Genomic DNA, 14,769 nt, shown 5'->3' on the forward strand with positions numbered 1-14,769 from the left:
AGATGTGGACGTTATGTGGGATTCATACCCTTTTAAGTGCGACACGCCTATGGCGTCGCCTGGGAGGCTCCCTCCACGCGGACGTCGATCTGGTTCGTGGCCCCATCGCGTGCAGTCTGCGCTCGCACCGCCTACCCGGTGCCCCGATGCCCTAGCAGCCTGCCCGACTGGGCCTGCCGGGGCGCTGCGTCTCTGGGACGATGCCTCCATGTCCTGCGATCGCAACGATGGCTTGGCCGTCCCGCTGTATGACGGCGGCGCTCGCTACCCGGGACCCCCGCCGCCCGGCACGGCGAGCTCTCCTCACCCCGGCCACCGAGGCGCGGGCGCCGCCACCCGTACGCGATCTGGACTGGGTCACCAACCGCGCCCGGGGGGGACAAGGAAGGAGCGGCAATGAGCGATGGGCAGTACCTGCCGTCGCTGGTGGACTGGACCCTCACCCACTCGAATCACAGTTGCAATTTCCCCGCGGCGACGAGTTCCGCGACGTGCCCCTAGAACAGGCAGCGCGGCACGTGACCGCTGGCGGCCCCAGTTGCTCGCCAGCGGGTCAAGCTGTCATCTGCCTCCGGGCAGCGGAGTGCTCAGGTTTCCGTGAGCCTGTCAGCGGCTGGGAGTAGACGCGCGCCAGTCCTGGTTGTCGCCGCCGCCGCAGTCCCACAGCTGTATCAGGGTTCCCGGTTCGGTCCCTCCGTTGAAGGCGTCCAGGCAGAGAGCTCCTTGATGAATGCTGCCGTTCCCGGCGATCGTCCAGCGCTGGTCCTGGCCGCTGTTGCACTCTTCGGCGACGACGAGAGAACCGCGAGACTCGCCGCTGGATACCCCGGCGCATAGGCCTGTCGCGGTCCGCAGCTCGTAGGCGCCGCTATTGGTGAACAGCTGGGTGGCTCGACTGTCGCAGCCGGCAAGGTGCAATCGTGTGTTGGAAGCTATGCAGAGCGCCGACGCAGCACCTACGTAAGCGACCGTCCGGGGGCTGCTGGAGACATCAGGCGCAGCACTGTGCCGTACAGCCGTCTTGTCGGCGTCGGGGCGGAAGCGGAGGGTGACTCGCTGGCCCTTGCGGTTGGGAGGTCCGCTGCTGTACTTGCCCCTAGGCTTCCGTTGCGCCCTGGGGTGGGGGATTGCACAGGTGAGCGCACGCCACTCGAAGGCATCCCGGCCTCGGGGCGCTGCTCGTCGTCGCGGAAGACCAGCACGGCGCCCGTCAAGGCAGCAGCGCTCGCGCCGGCAACTAGTGCCGCCCGGAGTCGGCGGTCACGTGCCGATTTCAGGCGGACGGATCCCCTTGGTCCGGCCACCTGTTCCGGTCGATCTGCGAGGCCACTGTACTCGTGGCCTCTGGGGGCGGTGGGTTCCAACGCGTCCTGCTCATCCGCAAAGGCGGCTATCCAGGATTCGTCGAGCGGCGCCGGTGCCGTGGGATGGAAGACATTGGGCAGAGGCGCTCCTGCCGCTGGGCCGGCAGCGGGAGAGGAGCGCCGTACATCGCTGGCCGTGTCTCCACCGTTACAGGCATCGCTGTTCGCGGACGGATTTCGCGGGCTGCTCTCTGCGGTCATTGCTCCTGATTTCCCTGTACATGATGCGGCGACCACGCTGTCGGCGAAAGGGTGGCATGCCGGTGCCCAGATGTTTCTCGCAACCGGTGAGTTTGCGGGCCCGGTCAAGGAGGGAAGGCGAGCACGCCTGTTCCGTGTGCCAGCTGCCTGGCGCCCTCAGGCAGCAGCCCAGGAGCAGAGATTCCTCGTCGACTCATCCGCTGTAGGAGCGGTGCTGCGCGTCCTCCGGGTCGCCGTCACGGGGGTCGTCATGGTGATAACGAGTGCCGCCCGTTGCGATCCACCACGACGTCTCCGATGGAGGCCGCAGTGTCTCAGCAGCATTCTGCGAGTCATCTGCCCACCCTCCGTCGTCCTCGCCGGTCCCGGATCGCACTTGTCCGGCAGGTGGCGCAACACCCCAATGAGCCATGACCGCCGTAACCCCTGAGCTGAACGTGATCTACCGCCGCTGACCCCGCTGCCCAGCGTCGGACTCCCAGTTCGGACACCGGGAGCAAGCAACCCGGGGGTAGGTGCCGACGCCGGAGGTTCACCTCTCTAGGCGATCCATCCGCTGGTCAGCTCCTGGACGGACGAGCCGTCGCCATCGGTGAGCTTCACGGCGATGAACGCGCGCGCAGCATCCGAGGTCTGCACGCGGAAGGCGGGCTGCTCGGCCTCCAGCAGCTCGACGATTGGTGCCGCCGCTTCCTGCGGCGTCTGCGCGGCGGCGAAGGCGTCGCGGGTGCGGGCCAGATAGGCGGCCAGCGCGGGCGCATACGGACCAGCCTGCTCCACCACGGAGTCGCGGACGCCCACGTTGCTGACGAACTCGCTGGCCACTGCGCCCGGCTCGACCACGCTGACGGCCACGCCGAGTGTCGCCGCGACCGGCGCGAGTGACTCCATGAAGCCCTCGACCGCGAACTTGGCCGCGCAGTACGCCTCATTGAACGGCTGGGCGATCACGCCGCCGACGCTGGTCACGGTCACCACACGGCCCTTGCTCGCCCGCAGCATGGGAAGGGCTGCTTTGGTGACGTGCAGGACGCCGAAGAAGTTGACCTCCATGACGGCGCGCACATCCTCGACGCTCTCCTGCTCGAGCGTGCCAAGGTGGCCGGCGCCGGCGTTGTTGACCAGCGCGTCGAGACGGTCGAGGCCGGCCAGGCAGGCTGTAACAGATGCCGGGTCGGTGACATCCAGCGCGCGGACCTCGACATTCACCCCGGCCGCCTCCGCCGCCGCCAGCAGCGCGCCCGCCTTGGTGGTGTCGCGCATGGTGGCGACGACGTGCCAGCCGCTCTGTGCGGCGGCGACGGCGGTGGCGAGGCCGATGCCGGAGGAGGTGCCGGTGATCAGGACGGTCTTGGTGTTCATCTTTCGACCTTTACTTATGGACAATAACTAAGATGGTTCATAACTATGGGGCGGTATATTTCATGTGTCAAGCACATCGGTAGACTGAAGTCATGCCCAAGCCATCGGATGAGACGACCAGGGAGGTCGTCGGCCTCTTCGCGGCCATCAACCGCCGCTACGCACAGGAGTCCGAGACCGCCGCCGCCGCCCACGAGCTGACCCCACTCCAGGCCAAGGCGCTGCTCGCCACCGAGGACCCGGTCCCGATGCGCCGCATCGCCGACCACCTGCACGCGGAGCCCTCCAACGTCACCGCGATCATCGACCGCCTGGAACACCGCGCTCTGGTCGAAAGGCATCCCGACCCGAGCGACCGCCGCGTCAAGCTCGTCGCCGCCACCGCGGCCGGCCGCGCCGTCGCCGCCGACCTCCGCGCCAGCATGCCCTTCGCCAGCGCCCCGCTGAGCCGGCTCAACACGGAGCAGGGCGAATCCTTGCGCGAGCTGCTGCAACTGGTGCTGGAGACTTGACGGCGACCCGGTGTCGCCGCGATCCCACCGCTCACTTTTGGCCCCCTCGGCAGCGAACACCAGGCCTGTGGGAATGGACCCCCGCCGACAGCCCAGACCAAGTCCTGCCGAAATGCCCTGCGCCCACGCCCCGGAGCCCGCAGCGACATGCCCGCGCGGCGGTTTCGCCGGGTCGCCGCATAATCAGCAGCCGTGTCGCCCGCGGGGCGGGCAGCCCGGCCTTGGCCGAGCCACCAGCGGCGGATCGATTCCACCGCGAACGCGGCGATGTCGTGATCGGTGCCGACGTCGACCCGGCCGTGCAGGCACCTCTCCTTCGCGTCCTTCGCGGGCGGGGCGGTGGGCTTGCGGATCCCTTGCCCGCTGCGGCGGTTTCGCCAGCCGAGAGCCGCCCGGCCAGAGCCCGCGAGGGGGTCGGGCTTTCTGTGCCAGGCGGGATGCGCTGCGGCGGGGCGACGCTGATGTGAAGCGGGCGTCGTGCACAGGGGGCGGTTCCCCGCAACTGGGGCGACGATGGGGTAGTGAGCAAGTGCAGCGCAGGTCGCTTTCGCGGGCGGCCTCGCTTGACTGCCGCTCCAGCCGTGCGTGCCCGATGGGATCCCGACATCGCCGTGCTTCACCCGTGGCAGGGCGGTAGGCCGCCCGCCCGAGCGCAGGAGGGGCTGAATGCATGACGAGATGCCCCTTGAGGGGTTGATCAGCAGCGGCGCCCAGAGCGCTGGTGGACGGCTGGGGGCGCTGCCGTTGGCACAGGTGGCCACCGGCGCTGACGGGACGATCGTGCGCTGGAACCTGGCTGCGCAGGAACTTCTCGGCTACAGCGCGCCGGAGGTCGTGGGGCGGCACATCGCGGATCTGCTGCATCCGGCGGCCGACCCGGGTCTTGGCCGGTCTTTGTGGGAGACGGCCGCGACCGGGCGCGGGGTGGTGGGAACGGTCACCACATGGCATCGCGATGGGCATCCGCTCGAGCTGGAGATCTGGGCGGGTCCTGTCCCGGATCGGCGTGACGGCGCGTCGGCGGTGCAGGTCTTCGCCGCTGACGCGCACGCCACCCGGCGCATCCGGGGATCGTCGGCGATCTGGGACGGGATGTTCGCGCGCTCGCCGGTCGGCATCGCCATCATGGACACACAGCTGAGATTCCTGCAGGTCAATGCGGCACTGGAGGCCATGAACGGCCTGAGTGAGTCGGCCCACGTGGGCCGGCGCCTCGCCGAGGTCCTGCCCGAGGTGAACGCCCCGGAGATGGAAGACGCGATGCGCCGGGCCCTCGAAAGCGGCGAGGCGGTCCGCGACCGGATCCGTACGGGCCGCACTCCCGCCGACCCCCACCACGACCACGTGTGGTCGTGTTCCTACGTGCGGGTGGAGGACCCCGCAGGCCGACCGGTCGGCGTGATCGCTTCCGTGGTCGACATCACCGAGCAGGAGCGCGCCCACACCGAGGTACAGGCGGCCCGCCGCCGCATGGCCCTCCTCAGTCAGGCCAGCGCTCGCATCGGCGCCAGCCTGGATCTGGAGCGCACCGCCCAGGAGCTGGCCGATCTCGCCGTGCCGTACCTCGCCGATACCGTCACCGTCGACGTCCTGGACGCCCTCGCCCGCGGCGATGAACCGGGGGCGGGTCTGGCCGGCGGTGTTGACCTGCGGCGCCTGGGGAAGGCGCCGCTCACAGGCTCCGCCGTCAGTAATCTGCTGGCCCCGCTCGGCAGAACCCTCGCCTTCCCCCTGGCCGCCCCTTACACCCACCTCCTGGTGGCCCGCCGGCCTCACCTGATCGCCCGCCTCGAAGAACGGATCGGCCTCGGCGCCCGCTACTCGCCCAAACCCGCACAGCTGCACGAGGCGGGCGTCCGCTCGCTGATGATGGTCCCGCTCATCGCCCGGGAGCTCGTCATCGGTGTCGCCACCTTCTACCGCACACGCACCACCGTCCCCTACGGGCGCGACGATCTGACCCTCGCCGGTGAACTGTGCGCCCGGGCTGCCGTCAGCATCGACAACGCGCGCCTGTACCGCCACGAACACGACACAGCGGTCATCCTCCAGCGCAGCATGCTGCCGCAGCACATCACCCCGCCCCCAGGCATCGACACGGCTCACCGGTACCTGCCCGCGAGCGACCTCAACGAAGTCGGCGGCGACTGGTACGACGTCCTCCAGCTGCCCGGAGGGAAGGCGGCCCTTCTCATGGGAGACGTCATGGGCCACGGCATAGCGGCCGCAGCTGTCATGGGCCGCCTGTCCGCTACCGTCCGGGCTCTCGCCCGCCTCGACATGTCTCCCACCGCGCTGCTGCACCAGCTGGAAGCCACCCTCGCCGACCTCGCCGAGCCGATGCTCGCGACCTTCCTCTACCTGGTCTGTGACCCTGCCACCGGACACTGCACCATCACCCGCGCCGGACATCCGCCACCCGTCGCGGCAGAACCCGGCGGGAGCGCCTATGTGATCGACACGCCTCCGGGAGTCCCCCTGGGCGTCGGCGGTATCGACTTCACCACCACCGACATCACCCTCCCCCCAGGCAGTCTCCTGGCCCTCTACACCGACGGCCTCATCGAAACCCGCGGCCGCGACATCGACGAACGCCTCGACGAGCTGAGCCGCCTCCTCACCCCTGCGCGAGGGTCCCTCAGCCACCTGTGCGACTCGCTCATCACCCATCTCGTGCCCACATCCGCCGACGACGACATCGCCCTGCTCCTCGCCCGCATCGGCCCCACAAGCCCATAGGGAACGGGCCCAAACCCCCCGCAAGCACGTCGAGACGCTCGCCGCCGATCGCGAGGGCGTGGACCTCGAGCTCGGGTGATGGATCGGCAACCAGGAGGATCCAGAGCCTGCTCTGGGGATGCGGCACAGCGACCACGGCGCGGCCCGGCGCCGGGGTTGGCCGCTTGCGGAGGGTGGAGGCCCGCCCGGTGCGCCAGCGCGAGCAGTACATGCCGGGGCGGCGGACGGAGTCTGGCAGCGGCTGGGCGCAGACCGGACCTCAGCGGCACCTGATGACTGTCCGGCATGTCGTCATCCTTTGTACCCCTGCGCGGGGGTTCCGGTTTTCCTGGGGAACCCGTCGTAGCTTTCCCTGGTGCGCCGGCGCACCGGCGCACCCGGTATCGGGAGGGGTTACAGATATGGGTCGAAGGGGATGCCCGCCGGTTTGGCCTCCGCCAGGCGGGAGGCGAAGGAGCCGTCCTTGAGTCCGAAGTGCGCGCTGCCGAAGTCGGCCTGGGTGAGCGTGTCGCGCAGCGTCGCGGGGTAGCCCGACCAGCCGACGAGCGCGGGGAACTGCCATGCCCGGTGGTGGTTCTCGGGCGGCTCGTCGTTGGCGTTCGCCGCACGGAAGCAGTGGGTGCCGACGCCGTCCTTGTGGTAGACGATCTTGGGGTGGCTGTTGTCCCAGCGGATCTCGTCGCGCGCGTGGACGACGAAGTCTCCGTGGGCGGAGGTGGCGACGTACTTTGCCTGGTTGTCCTGGATCCACACCACGACGTGTTCCCAGTCGTGGCGGTGGCCGCCGAGGCTCACCCCGGGGATGGCCTGGTCCTTCTCGAAGTACAGTGCGTACACCACGGCGCACCAGCCGTTGTTGCAGGTCCAGCGGGAATAGCCGTTGGTGTTGGCGAGGTCCGATGCGTCCCGGCAGTTGCCGTTGAGGGCTCCGGTGGGTTTGAGCCCGCCGTTCAGCACTCCGGTGGGGCCTATCGCCGGTGTCGGGTAGCAGCCGTCTGGGTCGTAGTCGTAGGCCGGCTGGAAGGTCAGCTCGATCGCTTCGGCGTGCGAGGGCAGGGCCGGGGGTGGTGCCGCGAAGGCCAACTCGGGGACGCCTACCACCAACGCGAGGGCGGCGCCGATGACCGCGAGCGATCTCCCGATCTGACGGTAGGTCCGCACGACATGCCTCCTGGTCCACCAGACGGGATGGTGCCGGGAGCATCATTCGCCACCCAGCGAGGTCCGGCAAGAGCCCGAACAGCACTTTCACATAAAGCAATTGAGTAACCGTCAGCTTCATGCCACTGCCGAGCGGACCGGTGTCGGACCGCGGGTCGGGTAACTGCGGGTCGAGCCGGGGCCGGGCCCGCGGAGCGGGCCACCGAACGGTGCCGCAGGCGGAATCAGGTCAAGATGTCGGGAGGCCGTCCGGGGCCTTCGTGCAGCAGCGACAGGAGGTGCCTCGTAGCTAGGGACGAATCGCGCAGGGCCTGGCTCATGATCGGCGGCGTCATCGCAGTGACTCTCTTGAACCTGCTGGCCATCGTCCTGGTGGACACCCTCGGACGATGACCTCGGGTGCGGGCCGTGGAGGTCGCTCGAATGGTGGAAGCGACCCCCGGGAGGCATCGTGGTGCCCCCCGGAGTACGACGCCGCCTCTGCCACGCGTCCCGCGCGCTCACCCAGTCGGCCGCGGCCGACCGCCCCGCGTCCGCGCGGACCCGTCTCGGGCCAGCGCCGTCCACAGCTCGAACCATCGCGGGCCGTCGGCACCCCCCAGCGCGTCAGCCGTGACCCGCACTCCCCGAGATCGGCTCCCTTCTGCCAGGCCGCCCCGAGGAGACCCCGCACCGCGAAGTCGAACTGTCCGTACTCGCAGAACCGGTGCACAAGAACATCTCGGGCATGGTCTGGCCGTTGTTCAGGCGCTGGCCGGTGATGGTGAGGAACCGGCGCAGCTCCCACAGGTCAGAGCTTGTCGCACTTGCACACGCGCTACACCACCACGCCCCTAGCCCCGCAACCCCCTGCGGACCGCGCCGGAATCCGGTCAGCCGACTGCAGCGTCCGGGCCCTGCCCGAACCGGGGAACATCCTCAACACCCACGTCCAGGCGCAGCCGCTTGAAGCGCACCGGGTGGCGCCACACGCCGCCCCGGTCGATCGAGCGGTCGGCGCTGATCTCGGCCACCAGGTCGGGGCGGACCAGGCGCACGTCCAGGACGTCACAGCTCCCCCACGTCGCGGCGAACCTGACGCCCTCCCACGGGTGCCCGGGGCCGGCGGCCAGGTGCTCGGCGACCATGTGGGCCGCCTCCGTGCGCAGCGGGACGGTGCGGCCGACCGCGCGCAGCCGGCCGTCCTGGTCGTGGCGGCCGAGGACGAGGAGCTGCGGGCGGGTCAGGGTACCGGTGATGGCGCCGATGATCGCCTCGGTGGTGTCCCGTCGTCTGACCTTGGTCCACGCCCCCCTGTGACCTGGCATGTAGCGGCTGGTCAGGGGCTTGACCACAATGCCTTCGACGCCGGACACGTCCGTCCACGACTCCAGCCACTCCCGGGCCTTGGCCGGGTCCGTGGTCATCGGACACAGCGTCCACGGGGCCGTCAGGGCGTGGTCGGCGAACAGGGCCTCCAGGCGGGCGCGGCGCTCCAGATACGGCAGGTGCAGCAGCTCCCGGCCGTCGATCTGCAAGACGTCGAACACCACGAAAAAGGCCGGCAGCTTAGCGGCCAGCGCGGGCGCGCTGCGGGTTCGGGCGGCAGCGCGGCGCTGCAACCCCTCGAACGACAGGGCGCCGGCCTCGCTGTCCCACACGAGCAGTTCGCCATCGAGGACCAGGCCGTGCGGCAGCTGCGCCTCGGCAGCCGCGACGAGATCGGGGAACGCGCCTTGGACCAGGGCGCCGCGGCGGGTCTGGAGCAGCACCCGCCCACCCAGCCCGGCCGGGGTGAACACCAGCGCCCGGTACCCGTCGAACTTCTGCTCATACGCCACCCCCGAACCGAGCGGACGCACGGGCGGCATCACCTCTGCGGCCTGCGCCAACATCGGCTCCACCGGCGGACGCAACACCATCCCCAGGGCCTCCCCCGGTCGTGACCAGACCTCTGCTGGCGTGGCAGGGGTGCGGTGTAGGTTGCACGCTGCCCGAGGAAGCGTAGGCGCCCGGGTTGGTTCCGGGGCGGAACACGGCGGTAGGTGGCGTAACCGCGGACAGGTCCTGCAATACCTGTCTGCCCAGCGGAGCACATGGGATGAGAGCGATGCCGCACAGGGCCAGGACATCGCTGCTGCCGTCCGCGACTTGAGTCCTACATCGGCGGCGGCCTGGCATCCGACCTGCAGATCTACCTCTACTGGCTGGAGAAGCGACAGTCGCCCGATCCCGGTGACCAGCTGCCCGAGCTGTAGTTAGCCGGAGGAAAGCCGCGGCTGCTCGGCCCTCCTATGACGACCGCGCCACGAAACCCGTCAACACCCCCTCCTGTGGTGCTGACGGGCACTGGCAGCTCCCGGTAACCGCATAGGTCGCCCCCGGTAGGGTCGACGGCATGACGACACCTCTTGCGATCAGCGCCTTCGACTCGCTCCAACTCGACGCCGTGCCCGACCAGGAGGCGCTGCGCCGGGCATGCGAGCTCCCTAGCGACGCAGCCGTGCGCAAGCAGATGACCGAACTGACCGAACAGACACAGCGGTTGATCGGCTGCTCATCGCTGGTCCTGGTCGCCAGCGCAGACGCCGAGGGCAACTGTGACGTTTCCCCGCGGGGCGGCCCCGCCGGGTTCGTCGCCGTCCTGGACACACGGACGGTGGCGATACCGGACGCGACCGGCAACAAGCGTCTGGACACCCTGCAGAACGTCATCGCCACCGGACGGGCCGGGCTTCTGTTCTTCGTCCCGGGGCGCACTACGACGCTCAGGGTGAACGGCCGGGCCTGCGTCTCCACCCGCCCGGACCTGTTGTCGCAGCTGACCGCCGTGGGCAAGCCGCCGGCCAGTGCGCTGGTGCTGGGGATTGAGGAGGTCTTCCCGCACTGCCCCAAGTCGCTCCTGCGCAGCGGATCCTGGAATCCTGAGCAGTGGCTACCGGCGGACGCCCAGCCGACCTCGGCCGAGGTGACGCTGGCCCAACTGCGGATGCCGGAGCTGACGATCGCTGCCATCGAGCAGGCGGAGGCGGATTCACTGAGGTACCGGTACGAGTAACGGGCCGACCTGTGGTTCCCGGGCATGCGCAGCATATGAGGCCACTCGCCGCCTCCGGAGGCCTCGCCGGTCCGGGCAGGATTCCGGGCTTGGCGGGATCCCTGGCCTGGGACCTCGCCGAATGCTCCGGCGACATGCCCCTCGGTATCTTCCCTCGCTGGTCCTGGCGGCGCCCTCTGCTGCCCGGACCCTGGACCCTGGACTACGCAGACCGTGATGCGGCGTAGCCCCCGACCGGGCGCTCGCGCGGCTCGGGTCCGAAGCGGGCGTGCGTTATCGGCCCGTTCGGCGAAAACACCGCTGCCCACCCTTGGGTGAAGGCCACGGAGCCATCGGCCGGGGCAGTCAGTTCGTGATGAACCCACACGCCCGAGCCAGTGGCCGGGTCCGTGAGCGTCGTGTACCAGACCTCGATCCTTCCCGGCTCGCCTTGCAGCGAGGGGCCATGTGCCGGGCGCCGTCGTCCTGTCGCGGGGAGCGGAGAAGTACGCCCTCGTCGGTGTTCTTCCCGTCGGCGTACGGCACGGTGTCGAGACTGCGGCGACGACTTCCAAAACGTTCCCGGCCAAGGTCCGCGTGGAGCCAGGCCCAGCGCTTCGCCTTGCCATGGCCGTAGATCCGGGCGGAGGCTCCCGGGGCGTCCAGCAGGACCCGATTCTGGTCGCCGTAGGTGACGTGGCCAAGAGGGGTCTCGTATCCCAGAGCCTCGCGCTTCTAAGCCCAGTCCCAGACCACCGGCTCACGCTGCGCGCCTGACTGGGCGGCGCAAGGCTGGGGCGGGCCGTGCGGGCGCCCAGCCCGACCGGTGCCGCGCAGCCGGCAGGCACCTGGGCCCCTTCTCTCCGGCCGGGTGGAGGTAGGCGTTAGCCGGGCCGTACGACACGACGGCAGCGCGCCCCGTAGGTCCAGCACGGCCGCCTGCCCGGCCGTGGTTGTCGCTTCGGCTGCGGCGGGCAGCGGAGTGTGCCACGGGCGGGGCTCAGGCGATCCCCGCTCACGTTGGCCTTGTCGGTTCCTTGCGCAGAGCGTCCGCCTGCTGCCGGTCCAAGTTGCTGTCCTTCCGCAAGAAGGTGCGGGGGACGGAACCCGACTCGCCGTCGGCGTCCCATTGCACCGTCATGAGCCGGTCCTCGGGTAGCGCTACGAAGTACGAGCCAAGCCCTCGGCCCTCTCCGAACGCGGTATCGAAGGCTCCGCTGTCCAGGGCCTCGCCAGCCCGCGCGACGGCTCGGTCGACGTCGTCCCGTTCCGCCGCGGGCAGCGGGGCACCGACCGACTCACGGGCGGCCGCGGCCGAACCGAGGAGGCGGGTGGCGTCGGTGGGACGTCCTGCGAGGGCGAGGGCACCGGCCATCCCTTCGAGAGCGAGCGCGAGCGCCCGGGGGTCACCGGACCTGCGGGCCGCGTCCAGGCCCTCCAGGTGGAGGGCCAGTGCGCGCCCGGCGTCACCGCGCTGCTCGGCTATGAAACCCAGCTCCGCCAGGATCAGTGCCTCCCCGCTGGCTACACCCTGCCGCCGGTTCCATTCGAGCCAGGGGTGCAGGTGGCGCTCGGCCGCCTCGAAGTCACCCGTCTTGCGCGCCCCGAGGGCGAGCCCTGTCTCCGCGAATTGTTCGGCGGGCCGGTGGCCCTGCTCGGCGGCCAGCCGCCGAGCCCGCTCGTGTAGCTCCGCAGCGGACGCGAAGTCGCCGGTGAGCAAGGCGATCCGGCCCAGCCTGGAGAGCCGGAAAGACACGTCCGTCCAGAGTTGGAGTTCCTCCGCGACGCGCATGCCGTCGCGGTGGAAGCGGGCGGCCTCCTTGTAGTCGCCCGAGATCTCGGCCAGGACACCGAGCTGTTCGGCGGCTTGAAGCTGGCCCCATCGGTCGCCGATGTCCGCAAAGAGAGTCGAGCTGTCCATAGCGTCGTTTCTGAGGCACTCGAGGTCACCCCGGTAGAGGGCCTGGGTGGCGCGGGTGCTGCGGACGGCGGCCATGCCCCAGTGATCGGCCTGGGCGCGGAACTCGTCCAGCAGGCCGGCGGTCTGGTCCCGCTCTCCGGACGCGTCTCCGAAACCGCATCGAGCGAAAGCTAGGAACCATCGGGCCCGCGCGTCAGCCTCCGCGTACTTCCCGTCGTCCCCTTCGCCATCCTCCCCCCCGCCCGCAAGCCGCGCGAACGCGGCGTGCCGCGCGAGCGCGCTGCTGCGGCCCTCGGAGGCGGCGAGCCCTGGGAAGATCAGTGCCAGGGCCAGCGAGTGCCGGGCCTCGCCGATCCGGCCGCGCAGGAACCAGTACCAGCAAAGGGAGTTGACCAGACGGACTGCCAGGTGGGTGGCGTCATCGGTGTCAGGCGCCGTTTGGGCGAGCGCACAGCGCATGTTGGCTCGGTCGGCGTCGAGCCGACGCAGCCAGCGGCGCTGGTCGGGGCCGTACAGTAGAGGGTCGGCACGCTCGGCGAGCTTCGTGTAGTGATCAAGGTGCCGTCGGCGGGCGAGCTGGGTCTCACCGGCCTCGTCGAGCCGTTCGAGGCTGTACGCGGTGATCGACTCCAGTGTCCGGTACCGAGGGCCGTCCTCGCTGTGCAGGACGGTGACCAGGGAGCGGTCCACCAGGCGGGTGACCACGTCGAGGACGGTGCCGACCGGTACGTCCGGTGCTGCGCACACCTCTTCGGCAGCGTCCAGCGTGCATCCGCCGGCAAAGACGGCCAGACGGCGCAGCACGGCGCGCTCGGGCTCGGTCAGCAGCCCCCAGCTCCAGTCGATGACGGCGCGTAGGGTTCGCTGGCGGGCCGGTGCGCCTCGTCGGCCGGAGTTGAGCAGCCGAAAACGGTCCTCGAGGCGCTCGGTTATCTCGTGCACGCCCAGGGCTCGGACCCGGGCGGCGGCCAGTTCCAGCGCCAGCGGAATCCCGTCCAGGCGCTCGCACAGGCGTGCGACGGTGTCGGCGTTGGCGGGGCCGAGAGCAAAACCCGGGGAGGCCGCTGCGGCCCGCGCGGCGAAGAGGCGTATGGCGTCGGGCTCGGTCAGCGGCTGGACGACGTGCAGTACCTCGCCGGGTAGCGCCAGCGGTTCCTGGCTGGTGGCCAGGACGTGCAGGCCGGGCGCGTAGCGCAGCAGATACGCGACCAGTTCTGCGGCGCGCTGGATCAGGTGCTCGCAGTTGTCGAGGACGAGGAGCAGGCGGCGGGTGCCGATGGCCTGGGCGAGGCGGTCCGCCGTACGGCCGGTGGGTGGATCGCCGGGCCGTTCGCGGATACCCAGGGCGTCGGCCACGATGTCGGCCAAAGTGTGGGCCGTTGGGGTCAGGCCGTCGGGGCCCGCGGCCAGTTCGACCAGCCAGGCCCCGTCGGGGAAAGCATCGGCCGTGAGGGCGGCGGCTTCCAGGGCGAGCCGGGTCTTGCCCACGCCGCCGGGCCCGGTGAGGGTGACCAGGCGGCCCGACGTGAGCAGGGCTCGTACGCGGGTGACCTCCTCGCACCTGCCGACCAGGTCGGTCAGGGCGGCTGCGGGCAGGTTCGTACGGGGCGGGGTGGGAGTGCTGTCGGCGCCGGAGTGGGTCGCGGCCGCCGGGGCAGGGGGGTCGGTTGACGCCAGGGACGGGTCCTGGCGCAGAATCGCCTGCTGGAGGGTCACCAGCTCGGGGCTGGGATCGAGTCCCAGTTCCTCGGATAGCCGCTGCGCCAGTTGGCGATAGCTCTCCAGTGCCTCGGTCTGCCGGCCTGAGCGGTAGAGCGCGCGCATGTGCACGGACCGCAGCCCTTCCCGAAGGGGATGCAGGAGGACGAGTTCGGCCAATTCATCTGCCAGTTGCCGGTGTTCGTCGAGTTGCAGACGGATGCCGGCCAGTTCCTCCAGTGCCGTCAGTCGTTGTTCGTCCAGCTTCATGGCGCTCACGCGCGCGAAGGGCTCCTCGCGGAATTCGGTGAAGGCCGGCCCACGCCACAGCGCGAGAGCGTCCGACAGCAGGGACCCCCGCTCGCGCGGGTCCCCGGTTCGACGGGCCCGCGCCGTCAGATCGGCGAACCGGCCGGCGTCCAGCGCTTCGTCCGCGACCTGGAGGAAGTAGCCGGCCGGCTGGTGGACGACCAGGCCCCGGCCGCCGGGCTCGGCCTGTTCCAGCATCCGGCGCAACTGCGAGACCTTGGTCTGGAGCGAATTCGCCGGGTTCCCGGGCAAGACCTCGCCCCACAGGTCGTGAAGAAGGCGGTCCGTCGGGACCGGTCGGCCGGGGTGTGCCAGCAGGTCGGCCAGCAGGGCTCGGACCTTGGGCTCGCGGACGGCGACCGGGAGCCCCTCGTCGGTACGGACCTGAAGCGGGCCCAACACTTCAAAGCGCATGACACCACGCTAACTCCCCTGGCGGCAGCACCTGCCCGGGCCCCGTGCGCAGTTCGTCAGCCGACCGTCAGC

At 70.2% G+C, this 14,769-nt stretch carries 8 protein-coding genes and 1 pseudogene; 3 read left to right on the forward strand and 6 right to left on the reverse strand.

The genetic code is table 11. From position 1 onward, the window contains the following. Positions 1-606: 606 nt before the first annotated feature. Entirely contained in the window at positions 607-1,128 is a 522-nt protein-coding gene (locus AC07DU_RS30640; protein ID WP_479115037.1) for a ricin-type beta-trefoil lectin domain protein, read from the reverse strand. A gap of 977 nt (positions 1,129-2,105) precedes the next feature. After that, complete coding sequence (locus tag AC07DU_RS30645) at positions 2,106-2,927, reverse strand: SDR family NAD(P)-dependent oxidoreductase (RefSeq protein ID WP_479114966.1); 822 nt, start codon at positions 2,925-2,927, stop codon at positions 2,106-2,108. Between the two features lie 92 nt (positions 2,928-3,019). On the opposite strand from AC07DU_RS30645, the gene AC07DU_RS30650 reads away from it, so the two are divergent. Further along, positions 3,020-3,439 (forward strand): MarR family winged helix-turn-helix transcriptional regulator, encoded by a 420-nt coding sequence (locus AC07DU_RS30650; protein WP_479114968.1) that lies wholly within the window; start codon positions 3,020-3,022, stop codon positions 3,437-3,439. A gap of 166 nt (positions 3,440-3,605) precedes the next feature. On the opposite strand, the pseudogene AC07DU_RS30655 reads toward AC07DU_RS30650, so the two are convergent. Beyond that, a pseudogene (locus AC07DU_RS30655) lies at positions 3,606-3,738 on the reverse strand (ISAzo13-like element transposase-related protein); the annotation flags it as partial. Positions 3,739-4,105: 367 nt separating this feature from the next. Here AC07DU_RS30655 and AC07DU_RS30660 point away from each other — a divergent pair. Further along, positions 4,106-6,178: a SpoIIE family protein phosphatase gene (locus AC07DU_RS30660; protein ID WP_479114970.1), complete on the forward strand. Its 2,073-nt coding sequence runs from the start codon at positions 4,106-4,108 to the stop codon at positions 6,176-6,178. 393 nt (positions 6,179-6,571) lie between these two features. Here the strand turns inward: AC07DU_RS30660 and AC07DU_RS30665 are convergent, their stop codons facing one another. Together AC07DU_RS30665 and AC07DU_RS30670 are read right to left on the reverse strand one after the other, a co-directional pair. Next, positions 6,572-7,339 carry an NPP1 family protein gene (locus AC07DU_RS30665; protein ID WP_479114972.1) on the reverse strand — a complete coding sequence of 256 codons (768 nt, stop codon included), beginning with the start codon at positions 7,337-7,339 and terminating at the stop codon, positions 6,572-6,574. An 872-nt stretch (positions 7,340-8,211) separates the two neighbouring features. Beyond that, positions 8,212-9,213, reverse strand: a complete 1,002-nt coding sequence (locus tag AC07DU_RS30670) for an ATP-dependent DNA ligase (RefSeq protein ID WP_479115039.1) — start codon at positions 9,211-9,213, stop codon at positions 8,212-8,214. 503 nt (positions 9,214-9,716) lie between these two features. Between AC07DU_RS30670 and AC07DU_RS30675 the strand changes: the two genes are divergently transcribed. Continuing rightward, the gene (locus tag AC07DU_RS30675) at positions 9,717-10,376 is read left to right on the forward strand and encodes an MSMEG_1061 family FMN-dependent PPOX-type flavoprotein (RefSeq protein ID WP_479114974.1); all 660 of its coding nucleotides are present in this window, start codon (positions 9,717-9,719) and stop codon (positions 10,374-10,376) included. Between the two features lie 994 nt (positions 10,377-11,370). Here the strand turns inward: AC07DU_RS30675 and AC07DU_RS30680 are convergent. Next, positions 11,371-14,697 carry an AfsR/SARP family transcriptional regulator gene (locus AC07DU_RS30680; protein WP_479114976.1) on the reverse strand — a complete coding sequence of 1,109 codons (3,327 nt, stop codon included), beginning with the start codon at positions 14,695-14,697 and terminating at the stop codon, positions 11,371-11,373. Positions 14,698-14,769: the final 72 nt, after the last annotated feature.

It is taken from the genome of Streptomyces sp. NPDC045695, assembly GCF_056432025.1.

What these genes read in the sequence shown, in the direction of transcription:
- AC07DU_RS30645 (WP_479114966.1), bottom strand. Translation starts at nt 2,927, where the DNA reads ATGAACACCAAGACCGTCCTGATCACCGGCACCTCCTCCGGCATCGGC.
- AC07DU_RS30650 (WP_479114968.1), top strand. Translation starts at nt 3,020, where the DNA reads ATGCCCAAGCCATCGGATGAGACGACCAGGGAGGTCGTCGGCCTCTTC.
- AC07DU_RS30660 (WP_479114970.1), top strand. Translation starts at nt 4,106, where the DNA reads ATGCATGACGAGATGCCCCTTGAGGGGTTGATCAGCAGCGGCGCCCAG.
- AC07DU_RS30670 (WP_479115039.1), bottom strand. Translation starts at nt 9,213, where the DNA reads ATGTTGGCGCAGGCCGCAGAGGTGATGCCGCCCGTGCGTCCGCTCGGT.
- AC07DU_RS30675 (WP_479114974.1), top strand. Translation starts at nt 9,717, where the DNA reads ATGACGACACCTCTTGCGATCAGCGCCTTCGACTCGCTCCAACTCGAC.
- AC07DU_RS30680 (WP_479114976.1), bottom strand. Translation starts at nt 14,697, where the DNA reads ATGCGCTTTGAAGTGTTGGGCCCGCTTCAGGTCCGTACCGACGAGGGG.